This window comes from Xanthomonas sp. NCPPB 3174 (assembly GCF_056725205.1).
In genome coordinates this window covers 4,421,907-4,444,937 of record NZ_CM161517.1, presented here as the reverse complement: position 1 = coordinate 4,444,937, position 23,031 = coordinate 4,421,907, and the positions used below count along the sequence as shown (strand labels likewise).

General features: G+C 70.9%; 17 protein-coding genes. 8 read left to right on the top strand and 9 right to left on the bottom strand.

Annotated elements, in window-relative coordinates; genetic code table 11:
- The 7 genes from AC1PK7_RS19140 to AC1PK7_RS19110 form a co-directional block, all read right to left on the bottom strand.
- Positions 1-1,512, bottom strand: coding sequence for a hypothetical protein (locus AC1PK7_RS19140; protein WP_481099156.1), 1,512 nt, complete (start codon positions 1,510-1,512; stop codon positions 1-3).
- A 100-nt stretch (positions 1,513-1,612) separates the two neighbouring features.
- Positions 1,613-3,304, bottom strand: a complete 1,692-nt coding sequence (gene treA, locus AC1PK7_RS19135; RefSeq protein ID WP_420008083.1) for an alpha,alpha-trehalase TreA — start codon at positions 3,302-3,304, stop codon at positions 1,613-1,615.
- Positions 3,305-3,668: 364 nt separating this feature from the next.
- Positions 3,669-4,586, bottom strand: coding sequence for a GAF domain-containing protein (locus AC1PK7_RS19130; RefSeq protein ID WP_481099155.1), 918 nt, complete (start codon positions 4,584-4,586; stop codon positions 3,669-3,671).
- A 135-nt stretch (positions 4,587-4,721) separates the two neighbouring features.
- Positions 4,722-5,501, bottom strand: coding sequence for a DUF72 domain-containing protein (locus AC1PK7_RS19125; RefSeq protein WP_481099154.1), 780 nt, complete (start codon positions 5,499-5,501; stop codon positions 4,722-4,724).
- A gap of 282 nt (positions 5,502-5,783) precedes the next feature.
- Entirely contained in the window at positions 5,784-8,675 is a 2,892-nt protein-coding gene (locus AC1PK7_RS19120; RefSeq protein ID WP_481099153.1) for a M16 family metallopeptidase, read from the bottom strand.
- Positions 8,676-8,840: 165 nt separating this feature from the next.
- Positions 8,841-10,331 carry a cellulase family glycosylhydrolase gene (locus tag AC1PK7_RS19115; RefSeq protein WP_481099152.1) on the bottom strand — a complete coding sequence of 497 codons (1,491 nt, stop codon included), beginning with the start codon at positions 10,329-10,331 and terminating at the stop codon, positions 8,841-8,843.
- A gap of 267 nt (positions 10,332-10,598) precedes the next feature.
- A complete protein-coding gene (locus AC1PK7_RS19110) occupies positions 10,599-12,050 on the bottom strand; it encodes a cellulase family glycosylhydrolase (RefSeq protein ID WP_481100937.1) in 1,452 nt (483 codons plus the stop codon).
- Positions 12,051-12,362: 312 nt separating this feature from the next.
- On the opposite strand from AC1PK7_RS19110, the gene AC1PK7_RS19105 reads away from it, so the two are divergent.
- Together AC1PK7_RS19105 and AC1PK7_RS19100 are read left to right on the top strand one after the other, a co-directional pair.
- Positions 12,363-14,039, top strand: a complete 1,677-nt coding sequence (locus AC1PK7_RS19105; RefSeq protein ID WP_481099151.1) for a M28 family metallopeptidase — start codon at positions 12,363-12,365, stop codon at positions 14,037-14,039.
- A complete protein-coding gene (locus AC1PK7_RS19100; RefSeq protein WP_481099150.1) occupies positions 14,036-14,566 on the top strand; it encodes a hypothetical protein in 531 nt (176 codons plus the stop codon). The genes AC1PK7_RS19105 and AC1PK7_RS19100 overlap by 4 nt, the downstream gene beginning before the upstream one ends.
- Before the next feature lie 13 nt (positions 14,567-14,579).
- Here AC1PK7_RS19100 and AC1PK7_RS19095 read toward each other — a convergent pair whose 3' ends face one another.
- Positions 14,580-16,172: an APC family permease gene (locus tag AC1PK7_RS19095; protein ID WP_355501123.1), complete on the bottom strand. Its 1,593-nt coding sequence runs from the start codon at positions 16,170-16,172 to the stop codon at positions 14,580-14,582.
- 279 nt (positions 16,173-16,451) lie between these two features.
- Between AC1PK7_RS19095 and AC1PK7_RS19090 the strand changes: the two genes are divergently transcribed.
- The 6 genes from AC1PK7_RS19090 to AC1PK7_RS19065 all read left to right on the top strand — a co-directional run bounded on the left by AC1PK7_RS19090 (position 16,452) and on the right by AC1PK7_RS19065 (position 20,211).
- Positions 16,452-16,874, top strand: a complete 423-nt coding sequence (locus AC1PK7_RS19090) for a hypothetical protein (protein WP_160946232.1) — start codon at positions 16,452-16,454, stop codon at positions 16,872-16,874.
- A gap of 10 nt (positions 16,875-16,884) precedes the next feature.
- Positions 16,885-17,334, top strand: a complete 450-nt coding sequence (locus tag AC1PK7_RS19085) for a type II 3-dehydroquinate dehydratase (protein ID WP_010343672.1) — start codon at positions 16,885-16,887, stop codon at positions 17,332-17,334.
- Positions 17,315-17,533: a hypothetical protein gene (locus tag AC1PK7_RS19080; protein WP_019802179.1), complete on the top strand. Its 219-nt coding sequence runs from the start codon at positions 17,315-17,317 to the stop codon at positions 17,531-17,533. The genes AC1PK7_RS19085 and AC1PK7_RS19080 overlap by 20 nt, the downstream gene beginning before the upstream one ends.
- 168 nt (positions 17,534-17,701) lie before the next feature.
- Positions 17,702-19,012 (top strand): sensor histidine kinase, encoded by a 1,311-nt coding sequence (locus tag AC1PK7_RS19075; RefSeq protein WP_481099149.1) that lies wholly within the window; start codon positions 17,702-17,704, stop codon positions 19,010-19,012.
- A complete protein-coding gene (locus AC1PK7_RS19070; RefSeq protein ID WP_481099148.1) occupies positions 19,005-19,772 on the top strand; it encodes a LytR/AlgR family response regulator transcription factor in 768 nt (255 codons plus the stop codon). The genes AC1PK7_RS19075 and AC1PK7_RS19070 overlap by 8 nt, the downstream gene beginning before the upstream one ends.
- Before the next feature lie 43 nt (positions 19,773-19,815).
- Positions 19,816-20,211: a hypothetical protein gene (locus AC1PK7_RS19065; protein WP_481099147.1), complete on the top strand. Its 396-nt coding sequence runs from the start codon at positions 19,816-19,818 to the stop codon at positions 20,209-20,211.
- Positions 20,212-20,768: 557 nt separating this feature from the next.
- Here the strand turns inward: AC1PK7_RS19065 and AC1PK7_RS19060 are convergent.
- A complete protein-coding gene (locus AC1PK7_RS19060; protein WP_481099146.1) occupies positions 20,769-22,886 on the bottom strand; it encodes a TonB-dependent siderophore receptor in 2,118 nt (705 codons plus the stop codon).
- Positions 22,887-23,031 lie beyond the last annotated feature (145 nt).

The window sequence follows — 23,031 nt, the reverse complement described above, 5'->3', positions numbered from 1 at the left end:
TCAGCGCAGGCGTTCGATCAGGCGGGACAGCAGCCGGCCCGGCGTGAGCGCAATACGTCCGATCTGTGCGGCGTCGCGCTGGTCGAGCCGCGCCAGCAGCCGTGCGAAGGTCTCCACCTGCTGCTGCGCATACGCCGGGTCCAGGCGCGCGATGCCGCCCTCCGGCAGGACCTGGCACAGGTAGTCGGGGATCGGGCAGGTGGCCACGACCGGGATGCCGGCCTGGTACAGCGGCTGGCCCTCGCCGAGCATCGCCACCTCCAGGCGCGGCGACAGGGTCAGCGCGCGCAGCTTGCTGCGCCCGGCGCAGGCCTGCCGGTACAGCGCATCCAGTGCCGGCGTGGCCGTGTACACCAGGTCCCGTTCCAGCTTGCCGGTCGGTGCTGGCGCGCCGGCCGCCAGGTCGTCGCGCCATTCGGTGCAGCCGAGGTGCTCGATGGTGATGCCGGCCACCGCGCGCGCGTGGCCGCCGCGGCCGTCCCACAGCTGCGGATGCCGTTGCAGCCAGGCCGAGGTCGCCTGGCGCCCGCGCACGCCGATCTGCGGCAACTGGAAATGGCCGGTGACCAGCACGAACACCAGGGTGCGGCGCCGCGCCGCGCGCGGCAGCGCGGCGAAGGCGTGGGCCAGTGCCAACACGCCGGCCGCGCCGTTCTCCTCGCAAGCGTTCGGCCCGTCGGTATGGGTGTTGACGATGAGCGTCTCGTCCTGGGCGCGGCCGGGCAGCACCGCATACAGCGTGTCGGTGGTGGTGTCCTGCAGCGTGGCGTGCAGGGTCAGCCGCGCCTGCCTGCGCTGCGCGGCCGCGGCACGCAGCGCCTCGGCGTGGCGTGCACTCACCCACACCGCCGGAAGGTCGCGGTACGGCGTGATGAACGGCAGCACCTGGCCGTGCAGTTGCGCCTCGGAAACGCCCTCGAACACGCAGATCACGGCGCGCACGCCGTGCCGGCGCGCCTTGTCCAGCGCCACCGCCTGCAGGCCGGTCAGCAGCGGGGTGGTGATGGACGATGCGAAGTCGGCGTCGCCGTCGGGCAGCCGCGCCTTGCGCTTGAACGCCAGCGTCAGCAAGGTCCGATCGAGGTCGCGACGTCGCAGGGCCACCACCGCGATCTTGCCGCGCGCCTTGCGGAACGAGCGCGGGCGGCCGTCGAACCAGACCAGTTCGCCGGCGAGGCCGTCGGGTGGCGTGACGCCGGAGTAGGGCAGGGGCGCGGCGACCGCGATCGCGCTGCCGTCGTCCAGGGTCAGCTGCGTGGCATGCGCCGTCCAGAGGCGCAGCGGCAGGTGGTCGCGCTGGACCTGCAGGCCCAGCGCCTGCAGTTCGGCGGCCAGGTAGTCGATCGCCGCGGCGTGCGCCGGGCTGCCGGTCAGGCGTGGGCCGAACCCGTTCAGGCGTTCGATCCAGTGCCACAGCTGCGCCTGCGACGGCAGGCCGCGCAGCACGGCGGCCTGTGCGGCCGCGTCCTGGTCGGCCACGTCGCCGACGTCGGGGGCGACGGTCGCGGTCATCGCCCACGCGCCTGCCTGCCCTGCGCAGGCCGCCACGCCCCACGGCGGCTTCGGCGCCAGGCGCGTGCCCCGGCCGGGCGCGGTGTGGACCCCGGGCGACTCAGGGCAATGCCGGCTCCGGTTCCGGCTGCGTGCGCGGCTGCGGCGCGGTGGGCGCGGTTGCGGCCGGGGCGTTGTACAGATCCATCAGCAGCAGGGTGACGCCGTTGGTCCAGCCGAAGCCGTCCTGCAACGCGTACTCGCCGCCGCCGCCGCCCTTGGCCTGCGCGTCCACGCCGTACTTCTCCACCAGCTTGTGCTGCTGCGCGAACAGCGCCTGCACCCGCGCCAGGAAACGGCTGCCGATGCGCTGCGCCAGCGTGTCCTGGCCGTAGCGGCGCAGGCCGTCCACGGCGATCCATTGCAGCGGCGCCCAGCCGTTGGGTTCGTCCCATTGCTGGCCGGTGTGCAGGCGCGTGGTCGCCACGCCGCCGGGGCGCAGCAACTGCGCCTGCACGGTGTCGGCAGTGCGCTTGGCCCGCGCCGGCGAGGCAACGCCGACGAACAGCGGGTACAGCGCCGCGGCGGTGACCTGCTCGCGCAGCCGGCGCTGCTGCCAGTCGTAGTCGGCGTAGTAGCCGGCATCGCTCCACAGGTGCTTGTCGATCGCGGTCTTGCGGGCGCTGGCCAGGGCGGCATAGTCGGTGTCGCAGCCGGGCGCGCCCGGGTTCTTGGCGCAGGCCAGGGCCAGGGTGGTCTCCAGGTGGTAGAGCAGGCTGTTGAGGTCGACCGGGACGATCGCGGTGGTGCGGATGCTGGCCAGGGTCTTGCGGTCGCCGAGCCAGCGGCTGGAATAGTCCCAGCCACTCTCGGCGCCGGCGCGCAGGTCGCGGTAGACCTCGGCGGCGGGGCGGTCCTTGGCCTCGGCGGCGGTGCGCACGTCGTGCAGCCAGGCTTCCGGGCGCGGCGTGTCGCGGGCGTCCCAGTAGCGGTTGAGCAGGCTGCCGTCGGCCAGGCGCACCACGTGCGCATGCGCGCTGCCTGGGGCCAGGGTCTGCGCGCCTTCCATCCAGTACGCGTATTCCTTCTGCAACTGCGGCAGGTAGCGCGCCCAGGCGGCATCGCCTTCCACCTTGGCCTGCAACTGCACCATGTGCGAGAAGAACGGCGGCTGCGAGCGGCTCAGGTAGTAGGTGCGGTTGCCGTTGGGGATGTGCCCGTAGGTGTCGATCAGGTAGGCGAAGTTGTCCAGCATCTGCCGGCTGCGTTCGTGTTCGCCGCTCTCCACCAGGCCGAGCATGGTGAAGTAGGAATCCCAGTAGTAGACCTCGCGGAAGCGCCCGCCCGGCACCACGTAGGGGTGCGGCAGCGACAGCAGGCTGCTGTAGGGCGGCACGTCGACCTGGCGGCGCACCAGCAGCGGCCACAGCGCGTCGATGTGCTCGCGCAGGCCGGTGTCCTGGCGGATCGCCTCGGTCTGCACCGGGCCGGATTCCTCGAAGTTGGCGGCGACGAAACGGCGCAGGTCGAAACCGGGCTGCTGGCGCTGCGCCAGATAGTCGGCGTTGATCAGCGCCGGGTCGCGCAGCGGCAGCGCGTCGACGAAGTGCTTCTGGTCGTCGAACAGCTCCTGCTGCTGCACCGCCTGGAACAGTTCCGGGTAGGCCAGGTCGGGCGTCTGCGGCGGCGGTGCCGGCGCGGTCAGCGTCGTCGCCGGCGCGGCCTCCGCCATGGCGGTATCGGCGGTGCCGAGCAACAGGCCGAGCGACAGGCTCAGCAGCGGGGTGCAGCAGGGAGGAGCGGCATGGCTCATGTCGGGTCCAGAGCAGGATGCGTGCGGCATGGTAAACGACCGAAGCGGGGACGGGGCGCGCGGCCGGATCCGCAAGGCGCGGCTGCCGATCCTGCCCTGGCGGCCGCGCGCCGCCCGGCTCGCACCGGTGAGGGACCGCAACGCCTGGAGGGATGCAAGAACGGGGCCGCTGAGGCGGGGCGGGTGTCCGTCGCCCGGGCGGCGGCCGGGAGGCCTCTTCAGCCGGATGGGTGGCGCCGCCTGCCGGATCGGGGCGGTAGGTCGTCCAGCGCGCGGCCAGGGCCGGTACGCGTGAGTGCGCGCCCGCTGCGCCGACCAGCGCTGCCGGCGCGCCACGCGCGCCGGTCGGCGGTCCTCCCGCCGGTCAGGGCGCCTGCGGCGGCTGGCGATCCTTCTCGGCGCTGAGCGCGGCCTCGGCGCGCAGGAACACCTGCCCGATCGGCTCGTCCGCCCGCGTGGCCTGGGCGTCGCCGACCAGCACGGTCAGCCCGAGCGCCTGCTGCCGCGCGGCGATCTCGCGCAGGCCGCGCAGTTTCTGCTCGGCATCGGCGCCATGCAGCATGACGATGAACTCGGCATGCTCGGTGGCGCGGTCCACCGTGTCGGCGCCGCCGTCGTGCACGTAGCTGGCCAGGGTGCGGTCGAGCTGCTGCAGGCTGCTGCCCAGCAGGCGCTCGCTCTGCCGCTCGGCCAGCGCGGCCAGTTCCTGCACTTCCAGGATCACCACCCGGTAGCGGCCGTCGGCGGGGGCGTCCACGCTGGCGGCCGGATGCGCCTGCAGCAGCGCCTCGCGTTCGCGCTGCAGCGCGCGGCGGCGTTCGTCGAGCAGGCGCATGGCGGTGCGCGCCAGCGCGCGCAGACCGTCGCGCTGGGTCTCGGTGAGCTGGCGCGGCGCGGTGTCCAGCACGCAGACCGTGCCCAGCGCGACACCTTCTTCGGTGACCAGCGGCATGCCGGCGTAGAAGCGTGCGCCGGTGTCGCCGCGGACCATCTGCAGGTCGGCGAAGCGCGGATCGTCGGCGAGGTCGGGCACTTCCAGCATGTGCTCGGGCGCACGGATGGCGTGGTCGCATACCGCCTGGCTGCGCTCGGTCTGCGGCAGCTCCAGGCCGATCCTTGCCTTGAACCACTGGCGGTCGCGGTCCAGCAGCGACAGCAGCGCGATCGGCGTGTCGCACAGCGCGGCGGCGATCTGCACGATGTCCTGGTAGGCGGCCTCGGGCAGGCTGTCGACGATGCGGTAGCTGTCGAGGACACGCTGGCGCTGGGCTTCATCGGTCATGGGCGGCGTCGGGTCTGGTGCGGATCGCGAGGCGCAGCACCATACCGCAGGGCGTGGCGAGGTCGCGTGGACAAGCGCGCAAGCGTGACGCGGCGCACGCCAGACGGCCGACGGCCGACGGCCACGCGTCGGCGATCAGTCGGCGGCGCCGACGCCGAGCGCGCGCAGCTGCGCCTGCAGCGTGGCGGCGTTGTCGAGGGCGTGGCCCAGCGCCGTGTTGTCGAAGATCACCCAGGCTTCGTGCGGGTGCGGCGTGGCGGCGGCGACGCGCTCGGCCAGGTTGCGCAGCGTGGCGTCGGCGTAGTCGCTGTAGTAGACGCGCGGCGCGCCATGCCAGCGCCAGTAGGCCGGCGCCGCCGCGCCTGCCGGCTGCGCGGCGCTGGCGGTGAGGGCCGGGTCGGCGGCCACGCGCGCGATGCGATGGCGCTGCCACAGTGCCTCGGCGCGTGCGCTGAACCAACTGGCGTGGCGCGGTTCGCAGGCGATGCCGCCCTGCCAGCGGCGCCGCAGCATCGCGAAGAACGTGGCGGCGGTGCGCGCATCGAAGGCCAGGCTTGGCGGCAGTTGCACCAGCAGGCAGCCGAGCCTGTCGCCGAGATGGCCGACCTCGGCGAGGAAGGTCTTCAGCAGCGGCGCGACGCGGTGCAGGCGCGCGTCGTGGGTGATGGTGCGTGGCAGTTTGGCCGAGAAGCGGAACCCCGTCGGCACGCTGTCGGCCCAGCGCTGGTAGGTGCTGGCGCGGTGGGCGCGGTAGAACGTGGAGTTGATCTCGACCGCGTCGAAGCGGGTGGCATAGCGCGCCAACTGGCTGGCGCCGTCGCCGACCAAGGCGCGTTGCGTGCTGGCGATCGACCAGCCGGCGCAGCCGACGCGGATGCGGGGAGCGGCGACGCGGCGGGGAGAAGCGGTCGGCATCGGCGGTGGCAGGCCAGGACAGGCCTTGCGGATACCAAGCGTTGCGACCAGGCGCCGTGAAGGACAGGCGCGGCGCACCGCCTTGGCGACCCATCCGCGACCCGCGCATGCGAGGGCAGATGCGGGCAGGCTGCGCCGCAGCGCAGCCTGCGCGTTCACTCACTGTCGTCGCATGTCGCATGTCGCATCGCGCGTTGGCGATGCGCTGCGATGGCGCCGACGCCCGATGCCGGCGTCGGCGCGTGGCGCATGGCGGGGCAGCCCCGCCATGCGTGTGCGGCGTTACTGCTTGGCCGCGGCCTTCGCCTTGACCGGCTGGCCGTCGCTGTCCAGCACCTGCACCTCGCCCAGCTTCAGCGCGCGCACCGGCGCTTCGATCTGCTTGAGGTCGCCGACGATGACCCAGGTCATCGCCTGCGGCGCCACGATCTCCTTGATCGCCGCTTCCGCCGCCGGCTGGTCGATCGCTTCCAGGCGCGTCTTCAGCGTCTGCACGTAGTCGTCCGGGCGGCCGTACTGGACGATGCCTTCCATCGCGCCGAGCACGGCGCTGGTGGTCTCGAAGCTGCCCGGCAGGGCGCGCACGCGCTGTTCCTTGATCTTGGCGATCTCGTCGGCGGTCAGCGGCTTGTCGCCGACCACGGCCTTGGCTTCCTTGAGGATCTCGGCGGCCGATTCGGCGGTCTTGTCGGTCTGCACCGGGGCGAAGAACAGGAACGGGCGCTGGCCGATCGCGTCGATCATGAAGCTGTTGGCGCCGTAGGCCCAGCGCTTGTCCTCGCGCAGGTTCATGTTCAGGCGCGAGGTGAAGGTGCCGCCGAAGGCGCCGTTGGCCACGCCGATGGCGAGGTTGTTCGGCGCCTTGGTGGAGGGCGCCAGCAGGCCGGCCAGGATCAGCGACTGCGGGGCATCGTCGCGGTTGATCAGGAACACGCGCGGCTTGGGCTGCGCGGCCACCTGCGGCAGGCTCTTGGTCGGGCGCTTGCCGGCCGGGGCCTGCCAGTCGCCGAAGGCGGCATCCAGCTGCGGGATGATCTTGTCCAGGGTGGTGTCGCCGGCGACCAGGATGCGCACGTTGTCCGGACGCAGCCAGTTGTTCTGGAACGCGCTCAGGTCGCCCGCGGTCAGGCTCTTGATCGCCGCCTCGGTGCCGGTGCCGGTGAGCGGCACGCCGTACGGATGGGTGGGGCCGTACAGCAGCGGCGGCAGGGTGCGCAGCGCCAGGCCCTGCGGCTGGGTTTTCTCCTGCGCGATCGAGGCCAGCCACTGGCCGCGGATGCGCTCGATGTCGTCGGCCTTGAACGCCGGGTTGCGCACGATGTCGGCGAACAGCGCCAGCGACGGCGCCAACTGGTCGTTGAGCGCGTTGAGCGAGGCATCGCAGCTGTCCAGTTCGCAGGACACGCTGGTCATCGCGCCCAGGCGCTGGCGGCGCTGCGCCACGTCCACCGAATCCAGGTTGCGGGTGCTCTCGTTCATCAGCGCCGCGGTGAAGTTGGCGGTGCCGAGCTTGCTGCCGCGGTCGGTCGCATAGCCTGCATCGAACAGCAGCTGGATCTGCGTGACCGGGATGGTGTGGCGCTCGGCCAGCACCACCTCGATGCCGTTCTTGAGCTTGCCGCGCTGCAGCTGCGGGAAGCTCAGGCTCGGGAACTGGGTGGTCTCCGGCACGCCGGCGGCGCGATCGACCTGGGTCTTGCCGACGCTGTAGTTGCCCTTGGCCGGCACCTTCGGCGCGGGCTTGCCCGGGGCTGCCGGCAGCGGCTTGACCGCCTTGTCCTCGGCCGCCGGATCGAAGCCCTCCGGCGCCGGCAGCACGGTCAGCAGGTAGTCGCCCTTGCCGAACCAGGTGTCGGCGGCCTTGCGCACGCTGGCGACGGTGGCGTCCTGCGCGCGCTGCAGGTCCTTCCTGTAGGCGCCCGGATCGTTGCGGTAGACCTGGCCCTCGGCCAGCACCGTGGCCTTGCCGCCGAAGCCGCCGACCTTCTCCAGGCCGCGCACGAAGCCGGCGCGGTAGCCCACCTGCGCACGCTGCAGTTCGTCGGCGGTGGGGCCTTCGGCCAGGAACTTCTGCAGTTCGTCGGCGATGGCGGCCTCGACCTTGGCCGGGTCCACGCCTTCCTTCACGTCGGCGGTGATCTGCAGCTGGCTGGCCAGCGCGAACGACTGCAGCCCGGCGGACACGTCGTCGGCCAGCTTGTCGCGGTAGACCAGGCGCTGGTACAGGCGGCTGGTCTTGCCGCCGCCGAGCACGGTGGTGGCCAGGTCCAGCAGCACCGCGTCGTCGGTGCCCAACTGCGGCGCCACCCAGGTGCGGTAGATGCGCGGCTGCGCGACGTGGTCGTGCTGCACGCCGCGGGTCTGCTTGGCCAGCGGGGTGATCCACGGCTGCTGGCGCGGCACCGGGCGGCCGGCGGGGATGTCGCCGAAGTACTGCTCGGCCTTGGCCTTGGCCTGCGCCACGGTGATGTCGCCGGCCAGTACCAGGGTGGTGTTGGCGGCGCCGTAGTTGTCGTGGAACCACTGCTTGACGTCGTCCAGCGAGGCCGCGTCGAGGTCGGCCATCGAGCCGATGGTGTCGTGCTGGTACGGGTGGTTGGCCGGGAAGATGTTGGCCAGGATGTTCTCGTCGACGCGGCCGTAGGGGCGGTTCTCGCCCTGGCGCTTCTCGTTCTGGACCACGCCGCGCTGGGTGTCCAGTTCCTTCTGGCCGATCGCGCCGAGCAGGTGGCCCATGCGATCCGATTCCATCCACAGCGCGGTGTCCAGCGCGGTGGTCGGCACGGTCTCGAAGTAGTTGGTGCGGTCGAACCAGGTGGTGCCGTTCATGTCGGTGGCGCCGACCTTCTCGAACGGCTGGAAATAGGTGCCCTTGTGGTTCTCCGAGCCGGAGAACATCAGGTGCTCGAACAGGTGCGCGAAGCCGGTCTTGCCGGCCGGCTCGTCGCCCGAACCGATGTGGTACCAGATGCTCACCGCCACCACCGGCGCCTTGTGGTCCTCGTGCACCACCACGGTCAGGCCGTTGGGCAGGGTGAAGCGGGTGTAGGCGATCTCCGGCGCGGTCGCCTGGCCCGGCGTGGCCGCGGCCAGGGCCGACGGCGCGGCCACCAGGGCGGCGCCGGTGCCGAGGGTAAGGATGCTGGAGATCAACAGCGACAAGGGTCGGAGCATGGGCCGGGCCTGAGTGTGGACAGTGCGCCAGCATAGAGGGCCGGCGGCGGCAGCGGGAACGTGACTGATGGCACAGCGCGGTGCGCTGGCGGACGGCCGGCAGCGCGCCCGGCCATCCCCCGAGGGAGTGGCCGGGCGCGTGCCGTCAGGCAAGCCGCGGAGCGCTCAGCGTGCGGCGCAGAAGCCGAACTCGGCGGTGGCGCCGGGGGCCAGGGTCTTGTTCCAGTCCACGCCACTGGCGCTGAGCGTGGTGCCCGACTGGGTCCAGGTGGCGTTCCACAGGTTGTTGACCGTGCCGCTGATCGACAGGGTGACGCTCCAGTCGCCGCTGCTGCCGCCGGTGTTGGTCACCTGCACGCGGTTGCAGTAGCCGGCGTTCCAGTCGCTGTCGACCAGCACCTTGGTGCTGAAGCTGCTGCCGGACGGCGGCGGCGTGGGCGTTCCGCCGCCGCCGTTGCCACCACCACCACCACCGCCTCCACCATTGCCACCGCCGTTACCGCCGCCGTTACCACCGCCACCGCCCGTGCTGCTGCCGTCGCCGTCCCACAGCTTCTTCAGCAGGGTCACCTTGTCGGTACGCACCGTGCTCCAGTCGTCGTTGAGGATGCCGCCGGTGTCGCCGCTGTTGGGGTTCCACGACCAGTAGAAGCCGCTGTGGATGCCCTTGCCGATCAGGTAGTCGACCAGCGCGTTCTGCCACTGCACGTCCAGCGGGTTGCCCTGGCCGTACTTGCCGCCGAACTCGCCCAGCAGCAGCGCGTGGCCGGCCTGGGCGAACTGGCCGAAGTGCTGCTCCCAGATCGCCGGCATGTTGGCCGGGAAGTTGGAGGCGCTGAAGTACGGCTGCATGTAGACGTCCGGCCCGTACACGTGCGGGGCGAGCAGCAGGCGGTTGGCCGGAATGGCCAGCGCGGTGCAGGCCAGCGGTTCCAGGTTCTCGCCCCAGAAGTGCGCGGTGTCGCTGGAGCAGGTCGACGTGTTGGAAATGCCTTCGACCACGATCAGCCAGTTCGGCGCGGCGTTCAGCACCGCCGCCGCCGCGCGCTCGGCGGCCTTGTTCCAGTCGGTGGCGGCATTGCCGCTGCCCCAGGTGGCGGCGCCGTGCGGCTCGTTCTTCAGGTCCAGGCCGATCACCCCTGGTACCGACGCGTAGCGCTTGGCCACGAAGGTCAGGTCGTCCAGCCATTGCTGCTCGCTGTAGCTGCCGGTGTACCAGAGCTCGGAGATGGCGTTGCAGTCCGGAGTGTGGTGGTCGAGCAGCACGTACATGCCGCGGCTGCTGAGTTCGTTGACCACCTTGTCCAGGATCTGCAGCGAGTTCAGGCCCTGCAGGTCCGGGTTGCGGCTGTAGTCGATGCTGCCGGGCGACACCGCCTGCAGCGTCTGCGGGCAGAACGGCAGGCGCACGGCGTTGAAGCCCAGGCCCTGCATCTGCGTGATCATGTCCTTCCAGTTGCGCGCCCACAGACCGTGCACGGTGTGTTGCGAGGTCTCGAAACCGAACCAGTTGACGCCGCGCAGCTGCACGGCGTTGCCGGCGTCGTCCACCACCTTGCCCTGGTTGATGGCGTAGCTCCAGGCCGGGCTGCTGGCGGCCACGAGCGCCGCGGCCAGCAGGCAGCGGGTAATGCGGGAATGCAGGGACCTGTTCATTGCGATGCTCCGATGGCGGCCGGTGCGGAGCGCGCCGGCCAAAGGGGGGCGGATGCTCGGCGGCGATGATCGGCAGTGTCCGCCGCGGCGGCCGTGACTGCGGTTGCAGAAGACGCGCTTGTCCACCGATTGCGCATGGCCGGCCGATGCGCAGGCGCCTGGCCGTGGCCGGGCGGTGATGGGGAGCGCAGAAACGCCAACGGCAGCGTCGTGGGACGCTGCCGTCGGGTGTTGCCCCGCGGGGTGCGCGGGGCGATGGCGCGGCCTTCAGCGGGCGGCGCAGAACCCGAACTCGGCGGTGGCGCCGGGGGCCAGGGTCTTGTTCCAGTCCACGCCGCTGGCGCTGAGCGTGGTGCCCGACTGCGTCCAGGTGGCGTTCCACAGGTTGTTGACGGTGCCGCTGATGGACAGGGTGACCGCCCAGTTGCCGGTGGCGCTGCCGCTGTTGGTCACCTGCACGCGTTCGCAGTAGCCGGCGTTCCAGTCGCTGTCGACGATGATCTTGGTGCTGAAGCTGGCGCTGCCCGGGGCCGGGGTCGGCGTGGGGGTCGGCGTCGGCTCCGGGGTGGGCGTCGGAGTCGGAGTCGGGGTCGGCGTGGTGCCGCTGGTGTCGCCCCACAGCCGCTTGAGCCCGGTCATCTTCTCGGTGCGCACGGTGGTCCAGTCGTCGTCGAGCACGCCGCCGGTGTCGCGGCTGTTCGGGTTCCAGGCCCAGTAGAAACCGCTGCGGATGTTCTTCTTGATCAGGTAGTCGATCAGCGCCTTCTGCAGGATCGGGTCCTGCGCCTGGTTGCGGCCTTCGTTACCGCCGAACTCGCCGATCATCATGGTGTAGCCGCGCTGGGTCAGTTGGCCGAACTGGCGCTCCCAGATCGCCGGCATGTTGGCCGGGAAGCTGCTGTCGCCGAAGTAGGGCTGCCAGTTCACGTCCGGGCCGTACACGTGCGGCGACAGCAGCAGGCGGTTGGCCGGCACGTTGAGCTTGGTGCAGGTCAGCGGTTCCAGGTTGCCGCCCCACCAGTAGCCGTAGCTGCTGGAGCAGGTCGGGTTGTCGGTGATGCCCTCGACCACGATCAGCCACTTCGGCGCCACCTTCAGCACCGCTGCCGAGGCGCGCTCGACCGCCTTGTTCCAATCGGTCTTGAGGTTGCCGGTGCCCCAGGTGTTGCGGCCGTTCGGCTCGTTCTTCAGGTCGATGCCGATCACGCCCGGCACCGACGCGTAGCGCTTGGCCACGAAACTCAGGTCGCTGATCCACTGCTGCTCGCTGTAGGAGTCGGTGTACCAGAGCTCGGAGATGCCCTGGCAATCGGGCGAGTGGTGGTCCAGCAGCACGTACATGCCGCGGCTGCTCAACTCGTTGACCAGCTTGTCCAGCACCTGCAGCGAGTTCAGGCCCTGCAGGTCCGGGTTGCGGCCGTAGTCGATGCTGGTGGGGGCGACGCCGCGCAGGGTCTGCGGGCAGAACGGCAGGCGCACGGCATTGAAGCCCAGGCCCTGCATCTGCGTGATCATGTCCTTCCAGTTGCGCGCCCACAGGCCGTGCACGGTGTGCGCGCTGCCTTCGAAGCCGAACCAGTTGACGCCGCGCAGCTGCACCGCGTTGCCGCGGTCGTCCACCACCGTGCCTTTGCTGACCGCGTAACTCCAGGCCGAACCGCTGGCGGCCAGCAGCGCGGCGGCCAGCGCGCAACGGGTGATGCGGGTGAAGGGGGACATCGCCATCTCTGCAGGTCTCCGGAAGCGGGCCGGCCCCGCAGTCGGAGCGGCCCAGGGTGAGGGTGGGGGCAACGGACGCCATGCGCGGCTCGGGTGGAAGCCGCCATGGGCACGCGGATCGGCCTGGGCCACCGGATCGGCATGGCCCCGGGATGCGCGAGCGCGGCATTAGAGCATGTTCAGGTTCGCATTTGAGCGGTTTATCACAATAAATTTTTGCGACAGCGCACGTACGGCGATCATTCGACACACCCCGGCCCGGGGCGGGCGCCGCTACACTCGATGCTCTTTGTGTCTGCCGAGGGGAACCCCGTGAAACAACCGATCGTGAGCCTGCTGGCCCTGGCGCTGTCCGGCGCCTGCCTGGCGGCGCCGCCGTCCGCACCGACCTTCGATACCCAGCGCCTGTCCAACGACGTCAAGACGCTGGCCTCCGACGCCTACGAGGGCCGCGCCCCGGGTTCGGCGGGCGAGGAGAAGACCGTGGCCTACCTGAGCGCGCAGTTCCAGGCGGCCGGCCTGCAGCCTGGCGGCGACCTGCGCGACGGCAAGCGCCTGTGGACGCAGGCGGTGCCGCTGCGCCGCGCCGACATCGTCGGCACGCCGCGCCTGGCGATCGCCAGCGGCGACCAGCGCCAGGCCCTGACCCAGGGCCAGCAGATCGCCGTGCGCGCCGCGCTCGACGGCAGCAGCCAGGTCAGCCTGGACGGCGCGCCGCTGGTGTTCGTCGGCTACGGCGTCAAGGCGCCCGAGCGCGGCTGGGACGACTTCAAGGGCGTGGACCTGAAGGGCAAGATCGCGGTGGTGCTGATCAACGACCCCGATTTCGAGACCGGCAAGGGCGCGTTCGACGGCAAGGGCATGACCTACTACGGCCGCTGGACCTACAAGTTCGAGGAAGGCGCGCGGCAGGGCGCGGCCGGCGTGCTGATCGTGCACGAGACCGCACCGGCCTCCTACGGCTGGGCCACCGTCGCCAACTCCAACACCAACAGCATGTTCGACGTGGTCCGCGACGATCCCAAGTCGGTGCACCCGGAACTGGAGGGCTGGATCCAGCGCGACCTGGCGGTGGACCTGTTCAAGCGCGCCGGGCTGGATTTCGATGCGCTGAAGAAGCAGGCGCAGTCGCGCGACTTCAAGCCGGTGGAGCTGAAGGGCGAGCGCCTGTACGCCGACTACGCGGTGAAGTCGGAGGTGATCACCTCGCACAACGTGGTCGCGCGGCTGCCCGGCAAGACCCGGCCGGACGAGACCCTCATCTACACCGCGCACTGGGATCACCTGGGCGTGGGCGCGCCCGACGCCAAGGGCGACCGCATCTTCAACGGCGCGCTGGACAACGCCAGCGGCGTCGCCGCGCTGCTGGAACTGGCCCGCGCCTTCGCCAAGGGCCCGGCGCCGCAGCGCTCGGTGGTGTTCATGTCGGTCACCGCCGAGGAGAAGGGCCTGCTCGGCTCGGAGTACTACGCCTCCAAGCCGCTGTACCCGCTGGCGCGCACGGTGGCGGTGATCAACATGGACGGCATGAGCCCGTTCGGACCCTCGCGCGATTTCGGCATCTACGGCACCGCCAAGCTGGAGCTGCTCGACGACCTCAAGCGCGTGGCCAAGGGTTGGGACCTGCGCTACACGCCCGATCCCAAGCCGGAAGCCGGCTATTTCTTCCGCTCCGACCACTTCTCCTTCGCCAAGCGCGGCGTGCCGGCGCTGTCCTTCGCCGCTGGCCAGGACTGGGTGGACGGCGGCGTTGCCGCCGGCAAGGCCGCCTCGGACGACTACACCGCCAAGCGCTACCACCAGCCCGGCGACGAATGGCAGCCGAGCTGGACCTTCGCCGGCGCCGCGCGCGACATGCAGGTGCTGTACACCCTGGGTGAGGAACTGGCCAATTCGCCGCAGTGGCCGAACTGGAGCCGCGACTCCGAGTTCCGCGCCGCCCGCGACGCCAGCGCCGCGCAGCGCCAGGCGGCGCCCGCCAAGCAGTGAGCCACGACCCGTTGCCGCCTGCGTCGCAGGCGGCCCCGGACGCACGCGCGCACGAGGTCGACCCGTTCGACGCGGAAGCGGGCAACGACCCGCTGCCGCGCTGGCTGGTCGGCGTCGGCGTGGTCATGACCTTCCTGTTCGTCGGCCCGCCGCTCGGGACCGTGGTGGTCGGGCTGCCGGTGGCGATCGCGATGACCTGGGGAGAGGGCAGTGGCGTCAGCGCTCCGCTGCTGCTGCTCCTGCTGATGGCGATGTTTTCCTATGTCTTCGGCGCCTTGCCGGCGCTGTTGACCGGTCTGTTCGCCGCACGCGCCTGGCCGCGCCTGCGCGGCTGGCGCGCGCATCTGCGCATCGGCCTGATCGGCGCCGGCACCTCGGCGGTCTGCGTCGCCGCGGCGCTGGCCTTGTTCGACAGACGCGACGACCCGTCCCACCAGGGCGTCATCGCGGTGGGCCTGTGCGCCCTGGCCGGTTTCGTCGGCGCCGCGCTGCTGTCGCGCGCGCTGCAATTCCTGCGCGGCGGCTGAGCGCCGCCGCGGCTCAGCCGGCGCTGGCCTGCTGCAGCGACGGGGTGCGCCAGCCGGCGCGCACGCCCCAGAAGTAGAAGCCCAGCGCGACCACGCCGACCACCACCAGGTCCGGCCCGTAGGACAGGTAGCCGTGGCCGCCGAAGGTGGTGCTGCCGGCCCACGACAGCAGGGCGATGGTCGGCAGGTAGGCGATCAGCCAACTGGCGCCGCGCAGGTGCCGGCGGAAATCCTTCCAGCCGTCGCGCTGCTGGTAGTAGGCGTACACCGGTAGGGCCACCAGCATCAGCAGGATGATCTCGCCGGTCAGCGGCCAGCGCGCCCAGTACAGCAGTTCGGTGGCCAGCACGAAGGCCGCCGCGGCCAGCACCGGCAGGCCGGCGATGCGCAGCGGGCGGTGCATCTCCGGCGCGTGCTTGCGCAGCGCCATGGCGCTGATCGGGCCGGTCAGGTAGGAAATGATGGTGGCCACCGAGATCACCGCCGCCAGCGTGCCCCAGCCGCGGAAGAAGAACAGGAACAGGTAGGACACCAGCAGGTTGAAGAACATCGCCGGGCGCGGCACGCCCCAGGTCGGATGCACCCGGCCCAGTACCTTGGGCATGGTGCCGTTGCGCTCCATGCCGTAGATCATCCGCGCGGTGGTGGCGGTGTAGGTGATGCCGGTGCCGCTGGGGCTGACGAAGGCGTCCACGTACAGCAGCATCGCCAGCCAGTGCAGGTTGACGATGATCGCCAGCTGCGCGAACGGCGAGCGGAAGTCGATGCCGTGCCAGCCGGCCTTGGCCAGCAGGTCCGGCGGCACCGCGCCCAGGTAGGCGACCTGCAGCAGCACGTAGACCACCGTGGCCAGCGCGATCGAGCCGAGCACCGCGAACGGGATGCTGCGCCCGGGATTGCGCGCCTCGCCGGCCAGGTTCACCGGGCTCTGGAAGCCGTTGAAGCTGAACACGATGCCGGCGGTGGCCACTGCGGTGAGCACCGCGGCGAAGTCGATGGTGTGGCTGCCGCCGTGCAGGCCGACGCTGAAGTTCTCGCTGTGGAAACCGCTGGCGATCAGCGCCACGCCGGTGAGCGCCGGCACCACCAGCTTGAACACGGTGATCAGGCTGTTGGAGCGCGCGAACAGCTTGACGCTCCAGAAGTTCAGCAGGAAATACACCAGCACCAGCACCGCGGCGATGCACAGCCCGGGCACCGACAGTTCGCCGGCGCCGCCGGGCTGCTGCACGTACAGATCCTGCGCCCACTGCCACGGCCAGGACGCCATGTACTGCACCGAGGCCTCCGCCTCCACCGGGATCACCGACACGATCGCGATCCAGTTGGCCCAGCCGGCGATGAAGCCGACCAGCGAGCCGTGCGAGTAGTGGCTGTAGCGGACCATGCCGCCGGACTCGGGGAACATCGCGCCCAGCTCGGCATAGGCCAGGGCGATGGTGGTGACGATCGCCGCGCCCAGCACCCAGGCCCAGATCGCACCGGGACCGGCCAGCCCGGCGGCGCGCCAGGCACCGAACAGCCAACCGGAGCCGATGATCGAGCCGAGGCCGGTCAGCATCAGGGCGAACGGGCCGACATCGCGGCGCAGAGCGGAGTGGGTCATGGCGGGTCCGGGCGGCGGTGGCTGCGGGAAGCCGGGGATGATCGCATAAAGCTGGGATTGGGGATTCGGGATTGGGGATTGGCTTAGAAGCAGGGATTCGGGATTGGGGATTTGGGATTGGTGGAGGCGCAGCGCCGCCATCCGCTTTTGCGAATCCCCAATCCCCAATCCCGAATCCCGGCCTTACAAAGACTTTACGCCCCACGCCCTCCATCGGCATGGAACGCTTACGCCGCTCAGGCACAGACTGCGCTCCGTCTTCCCCGATGGGTGTGTTCCATGTCGATTCTGCTGATCCAGGGCCCGCATCGCGATGCGTCGGCCATTGCCGCGGCGCAGTGTCTGGCCGCGTCCCATGCTGCGCAGGTGGTGCCGGTGGCCTGCGCCGATGCCGCGCAGATCGTGGCGCGGCTGCGGCAAGGCGCGTGCGACGACACCGAACTGGTGCTGCTGGACTCCGGCGAGTTGCCGGCGTCGGAGCTGGCCGACCACGGCGCGCAGCTGTGCGCGGCGCTGGAGGCGCTGGGCCACCCGTACATCGAGGTGCACGACGCCAGCGCGCAGGCGCTGGAACCGCTGCTGCACCCGCGGCACGCGCCGTTGCTGACGGTGATCGCCAACGGCGCGCTCGCCGACAGCTATGCCATCGCCCTGGGCGTGGCGCAGCGCCGGCTCGGCGCGCGCGCGGCGCTGGCCAACTGAGGGCGCCGCCATGTCGATCCTGTTGCTTCGTGGTCCGGATTGCGTGGCCGGCCATCGCGGCCGCCCGGCCCGCATTGCCGCGCCGGTGATGCGGCAACTGCTCGCCCATGCCGGCCGCGCCGGCAAGACCCTGGCCGTGCGCGGCTGCGCCAGCGAGCGCGAACTGCTGCAGGCGCTGGCCCAGGCCGACCAGGCCGGGGTGGAGATGCTGCTGCTGGATCCGGGCGCGTGTTCGGACAGCGCCGTCACCGCCGACGCGGTGGCGCATCTGCGCCGGCCCTACGTGGAAGTGCACGACGATGCCAGCGATCGCCGCGAAGCCTGCCTGTGCGCGGCCTCGGGGCAGCGGCTAGGCCAGGTCGGCGGCTACTGCGCGCAGGGCTACGCGCTGGCGCTGTCGATCGCCCTCGAACACCTGGGCTGCAACGGCTACGAAGGCGATGTCCACGTCGGCACCTGAGCGCGCGCGCCACTACCTGGCCGACTACGAGGCCTACAGCTTCGGCCAGCGCGTGGCCTGGGGCACGCTGGCGCACACCTGGGCCGAGCCGGCGCCGCTGGATCCGGAGCGGCTGCTGGGCCGCCTGCGCGCGCAGGCGGCGCAACGCCACGGGGTGGACAGCAGCGAGATCCGCATCCGCAGCGTCAGCCGGCTGTAGGGCGCGCTGTCGCCTGGAATGGCGCCGCCGCCTTTGCGTGCGGCTGGGCTGCGGTTTCGTCCTGCCAAGGTCGGGCTCCATCCATGCCAGCGGCGGTTTCGTCGCACGCCGCTGGCGCTGCGCGACGCCGCGGCTATCCTCGCCGGAACTCCCCAACCCCCGGCCGCCATGCTCGCCAGCCTGTTCTTCCTCGTTCGCCTGTTGTGCGCCTGGGCCGGCGCGGTGATCGTGGCCGCCTTCGTCTGGGCCGGGTTGTTCTACGGCATGAACTCCGGGCCAGGCTGGCTGTTCGGCCTGTTGGCGATGCTGTTGATGCTGTCGGCGCTGATCGCCGGCATCACCCACCTGCGCAAGGTCTGGCTGATCGCCGGACGCCTGGACTGGGGCACCCTGGCCAGCCGCCAGCGGCGCCAGATCGAGATTCCGCTGGACACCCACGAGGCGTTCGCACTGCTGGATGCGGCCGTGCGCGAGCTGCCGCGGGTGGAGGAGGTGGAAAGCACGCTGGACAGCCTGCAGGTGCGCGCCAAGGTGCGCCGCATCGATCCGTACAACGGCCGCCCGCCGTCGCGCTGGAACCTGGCCGCGCGCTTCGCGGTCAAGCGCAACCAGGTGCTGGCGACGGTGACCCCGGGCACCGGCACCAGCAGCCTGACCCTGCTGCTGGAGCCGGACGCCAGCGCCTGGATCGACCTGTTCGCGGTCGACGAAGGCAGCAACTACGAGAACGCCGAAGCCTTGGGCCGCGCGCTGGCGCGGCGCGTGGCCGAGCTGCGCCGCGACGAGCAGGCCGCCGCCGCCCAGGCCGCCACCGAGCAGGAACTGACCGTGGCGCGGCTGAACCTGCTGCACGCCCAGGTCGAGCCGCATTTCCTCTACAACACGCTGGCCAGTGCGCAGGTGCTGGCGCGGACCGATCCGCCGCGCGCCGACCTGATGCTGGGTTACCTGATCCAGTATCTGCGGCGCTCGCTGCCCAGCGCCGAGGACGCGATGAGTGCGCTCGGCGACGAACTGGAACGGACCCAGGCCTACCTGGAGATCCTGCGCATCCGCATGGGCGCGCGCCTGCAACTGCAGGTGCAGGTGCCGGAGACGATGAAGACGCTGCCGCTGCCGTCGATGATGCTGCAGACGCTGGTGGAGAACGCGATCAAGCACGGTCTGGAACCCAAGCCCGGCGGCGGCACCATCTGGATCCTGGCGCGCGCGGTCGACGACCACGTCACCCTGACCGTGGCCGACGACGGCCTGGGCTTCAACACCCAGTCCAGCGGCACCGGCATCGGCCTGAAGAACCTGCGCGAACGGCTGCGCCTGACCTATGGCGGCGCGGCGAGCTTCGCCATCGTCTCCAACTTCCCCAGCGGCGTGGCCGCCACCATCACCCTGCCGTGGCCGGCGCGGACGACGCAGACACCGCCGCCAGCGCCACCGCCGCCACCGGTGGCGATGCACACGGGAGCGCACCATGACTGACGCGATCGTCGCCGAGGACGAAACCCTGCTGCGCGATGCGCTGGTCGCGTTGCTGGGCGAGGTGTGGCCGCAGCTGCGCATCGTCGCCGAGTGCGAAGACGGTGCCAGCGCGCTGGAACGCCTGGCCGAACTGCAGCCGCAGGTGGCGTTCCTGGACATCCGCATGCCCGGGCTGAGCGGCATCGAGGTGGCGCGTGCGCTGGGCGAACTGAGCCCGCACACGCAGGTGGTGTTCGTCACCGCCTATGACCAGTACGCCATCGATGCGTTCGAACACGGCGCGGTGGACTACCTGCTCAAGCCGATCGTGCGCGAACGCCTGCAGGCCACGGTGCAGCGGCTGCAGGCGCGTGCGGCGCAGGGGCCGGATCCGGCGGTGCTCGATGCCTTGCTGCAGCGCCTGCAGCAGCGCCCGGCCGCGCCGTCGGCGCCGCCGCCGCTGGCCTGGGTCACCGCCAGCAGCGGCCGCGAGACGCGGCTGATCCTGCTCGACGACGTGCTGTATTTCCAGGCCGACAGCAAGTACACCACGGTGCTCACCCGCGACGGCGAGGCGGTGCTGCGCACCTCGCTGCGCGAGTTGCTGGACGTGCTCGATCCGACCGCGTTCCGGCAGATCCACCGCTCCACCATCGTCAACCTCAAGGCGGTGGCCTCGGTGGTGCGCGAGGACACCGGCAAAGGCCGGCTGAAGCTGCGCCACCGCGACGAGGTCCTGACCGTCAGCCAGCCGTACATGAGCCTGTTCCGCGGCATGTAGCCGCGCAGCCCCTTCGCTTCGCCCTGGAAAAGGAATCTCGGTCATGCGCCTGCTCTCCTTGCTGTGGTCGTGCCTGCTCGGCCTGTTCGGCTGCCAGGGACATGCCGATCTGGACCTGTCCACGGGCGCCCGCCGCGAGACGGTGGTGCAGGCCAGCGACCGCGGCGTGCCGCAGATCTTCAGCCGGACCACCTACCGCGATGGCCTGGCCACGTTCCGTTGCCTCGACAGCCGCAGCGGGCGCTGCCACTACCAGGTCTATGCCGCCTGCACGGCAGCGCAGGCGGCGCCCGACAGCGAGCGCGCTGCATGCAGTCCGCGCGTGCTGCAGGCCTTCGATCTGGCGGTCGGCCAGCGCCGCGAGATCGCCGGGCTGCCACGCGACTTCCGCCAGTGCGTGGTGTCGGATGCTTCGGCGTCGGCCTGCGGGCGGGAGTGAGGGGCGGCAGGGAAGGAACGATCGATACGAACTTCCGACACGTCCAGCGATGTCACGATGACCGCGGCTGTTGTGGGAGGGACTTCAGTCCCGACAGTGCGTGCAACGAAGCTTCCGGACGACGTCCCGCGTCGCGACTGAAGTCGCTCCCACAGGAAGCGTTACCGCGGAGCTGTCGGACGTCGCGGGTTGCGGCTGAAGCCGCCGAGTGGCATTGCCGGGAATCTGTCGAATGACGTCGTGCGTCGCGGCTGAAGCCGCTCCTACGCTGCCGATGTTCGGATCGCACCAAGTACCGCGTAGGAGCGGCTTCAGCCGCGACCCGGATGCGAGGTCGACCGATGCATCGCGTCGCCGCATCCGCCCTTGCATCCGAATGGCGCAATCAGCCCGTCGCTGTTGTGGGAGGGACTTCAGTCCCGACGCATCGGCAACGGAACTGCCGGATGACGTCTCGCGTCGCGACCGAAGCCGCTTCCACAGGACGCTGTCCCGCGATCCCACAGCACGCTGGCACGAACTGCATCGCGTCGTGCGCAGCGACGCCACCCACCCAGTCAGTAATCCACGCCCACCGAGAACAGCAGGGTGCGCGGATCGCCCAGGGCCACCGCGCGCTGCAGGCCGCCGGTGAAGTAGTCGCGGTCGAAGGCGTTCTTCAGGTTCAGCGCGTAGCGCCAATGGCCCTGGCGGTAGCCCAGGCCGGCATCGAACACCAGGTAGCCGGGAATGCGATGGCCGTAGGCGGTCTTCTCGCCCTCGGCGCGGGCGCCGCCGCTGACGCTCCAGCCGTCGGCCATGCCGTGGGCGGTGTACTGCAGCCACAGCGAGCCGCTGTGCCGCGGCACGTTGTACAGGCGGCTGCCGACCGTGCTGACGCGTTGCCCACCGTCGTCGGTGACCACCGCATCGGTATAGGCGTAGCCGCCGAACAGGCTCAGCCCATCGCCCAGGTCGGCGGCGGCGTTGAGTTCCAGGCCGCGGCTGCGCTGTTCGCCCACGGCGATGCTGTAGCCGTCGTTGAACGGATCGCTCTGCAGCACGTTGCGCCGGCGCAGGTCGTACAGCGCCATGCTCAGGCTGGTGCCGCTGCCCACTTCCATCTTGACGCCAAGTTCCACCTGGCGGCCGCGCTCGGGATCGAACTGTGCGCCCTGCGCGTCGACGCCGACGTTGGGATAGAACGAGGTGGCGACGCTGACATACGGGCGCAGCCCGCCACCGGCGTCGAACATCAGCGCTGCCGAGCCCGTGGTCGCGCTGTTGTCGGTACGGGTGTCGCTGCCGGCCAGCCGGTCCTCGCTCTGGTTGCGGCTGCGATCGTGGCGCAGGCCCAGCAGCAACTGCCAGTCCGGTGCGAACTGGATTCGGTCGCGCAGGTACAGGCCGCCCGAGGTCACCACGCTGAGGTTGTCGCGGGTGGGCCGGGCGGGGCAGACCACGGCGCTGCCGTAGACCGGCGCGTATACGTCGAGGTTGCCGACGCGGCAGGTCGACTGCACGTTCCATTCCCAGGTCTTGAACGCGTCCAGGCCGGCGGTGACCGTGTGCTGCCAGGTGCCGGTGGCGAAGCCGCCCTGCAGGTAGGTGTCCTGCACCCAGGTGCGACCGTCGAACTGTTGCTGGGTGGCGGTGCGGCGCAGGGTGCGCAGGTTGGCGGCCAGGCCGTTGTTGGCGATCAGGAACCCGTCCAGCCCGAAGCTTTGCCAGCGCGCGGCGTGGTGCAGGGTCCAGCCATTGTCGAAGCGGTGATCGAGCACGTAGCCGATCCGGCTCTGGTGGCTGTGGTACGGCCGCTGCCCGGGTTCGCCGGTGAACAGCGCGCGGTCGATTTTGCCGTTGCGGTTGGGTTCGGCGCTGCCTTCCCAGGGCAGGCCCTGCTGGCGGATGTAGTCGCGTTCCTGGTAGCTGGTCAGCAGCACGAAGTCGGTGCGCGGGCCCAGGTCCAGCGACAGCGACGGCGCGATCCAGCGGCTGCGGAAATACACGTGGTCGGTGGGGTCGTCGCTGTTCATCGCCAGCCCGTTGAGGCGCAGCGCCACCTTGCCGTCGGCCGACAGCGGCTGGTTGAGATCCACGCTGCCCTGGCGCAGGCCGTCGCTGCCCACGCCCAGGTCGATCCGCCGCATCGGCTCGGCGCCGGGGCGCTTGCTGATCAGGTTGACCAGGCCGCCGGGCAGCACCTGCCCGTACAGCAGCGAGGCCGGGCCCTTCAGCACTTCCACCTGCTGCACGCCGAACAACTGCTCGGCCACGCGGTTGCTGTCGGCGGTGCGCAGGCCATCGACGAACAGCGAATCGGAGGCGGTCTGGCCGCGGATGATCAGATCGTCCCAGCCGCGCCGGCCGTAGGTGTTGGCGACCACCCCGGAGACGTTGTGCAGGGCGTCGGACAGGCTCAGCGCCTGCTGGCTGTCCAACAGCGCGCGCGGCACCACGGTGATCGAGAACGGCGTCTGCGCCAGCGGCGCATCGGACTTGTCGGCCTGCACCGGTCCGGTGGCGCGGAAACCGCTCTGCGCGTCGGCACGCACCTGCACCGCGGGCAGGGCGGTGGCCTGCGCGGCATCGGCGCCGCTATCGGCGTCCGTGGCAGTGTCGGCACTGGCAGCATGCGCAGGCAGGGACAGCGCCATGCCCAGCAGGCAGGCGCAGGAGAGGGGGTGCAGTGTCATCGAGACCGTGGGGGCGAAAGTTCTAATCGAGAATGATTATATTTCGCGAGAGCGGCCTTGGGAATGCCCGCGGCCGCGGCACGGCGGAGTGCACGCTGCGCGGCAGGCGTGCGTACTGGGCGTGCGTGGTCCGGGCTGTGCCGCG

Excerpts from the sequence above, each read along its gene's own strand:
- AC1PK7_RS19095 (WP_355501123.1), bottom strand. The coding sequence starts at position 16,172 with ATGACCCACTCCGCTCTGCGCCGCGATGTCGGCCCGTTCGCCCTGATG.
- AC1PK7_RS19130 (WP_481099155.1), bottom strand. The coding sequence starts at position 4,586 with ATGACCGATGAAGCCCAGCGCCAGCGTGTCCTCGACAGCTACCGCATC.
- AC1PK7_RS19110 (WP_481100937.1), bottom strand. The coding sequence starts at position 12,050 with ATGTCCCCCTTCACCCGCATCACCCGTTGCGCGCTGGCCGCCGCGCTG.
- AC1PK7_RS19140 (WP_481099156.1), bottom strand. The coding sequence starts at position 1,512 with ATGACCGCGACCGTCGCCCCCGACGTCGGCGACGTGGCCGACCAGGAC.
- treA (WP_420008083.1), bottom strand. The coding sequence starts at position 3,304 with ATGAGCCATGCCGCTCCTCCCTGCTGCACCCCGCTGCTGAGCCTGTCG.
- AC1PK7_RS19090 (WP_160946232.1), top strand. The coding sequence starts at position 16,452 with ATGTCGATTCTGCTGATCCAGGGCCCGCATCGCGATGCGTCGGCCATT.
- AC1PK7_RS19120 (WP_481099153.1), bottom strand. The coding sequence starts at position 8,675 with ATGCTCCGACCCTTGTCGCTGTTGATCTCCAGCATCCTTACCCTCGGC.
- AC1PK7_RS19080 (WP_019802179.1), top strand. The coding sequence starts at position 17,315 with ATGTCCACGTCGGCACCTGAGCGCGCGCGCCACTACCTGGCCGACTAC.
- AC1PK7_RS19115 (WP_481099152.1), bottom strand. The coding sequence starts at position 10,331 with ATGAACAGGTCCCTGCATTCCCGCATTACCCGCTGCCTGCTGGCCGCG.
- AC1PK7_RS19075 (WP_481099149.1), top strand. The coding sequence starts at position 17,702 with ATGCTCGCCAGCCTGTTCTTCCTCGTTCGCCTGTTGTGCGCCTGGGCC.
- AC1PK7_RS19125 (WP_481099154.1), bottom strand. The coding sequence starts at position 5,501 with ATGCCGACCGCTTCTCCCCGCCGCGTCGCCGCTCCCCGCATCCGCGTC.
- AC1PK7_RS19085 (WP_010343672.1), top strand. The coding sequence starts at position 16,885 with ATGTCGATCCTGTTGCTTCGTGGTCCGGATTGCGTGGCCGGCCATCGC.
- AC1PK7_RS19070 (WP_481099148.1), top strand. The coding sequence starts at position 19,005 with ATGACTGACGCGATCGTCGCCGAGGACGAAACCCTGCTGCGCGATGCG.
- AC1PK7_RS19065 (WP_481099147.1), top strand. The coding sequence starts at position 19,816 with ATGCGCCTGCTCTCCTTGCTGTGGTCGTGCCTGCTCGGCCTGTTCGGC.
- AC1PK7_RS19060 (WP_481099146.1), bottom strand. The coding sequence starts at position 22,886 with ATGACACTGCACCCCCTCTCCTGCGCCTGCCTGCTGGGCATGGCGCTG.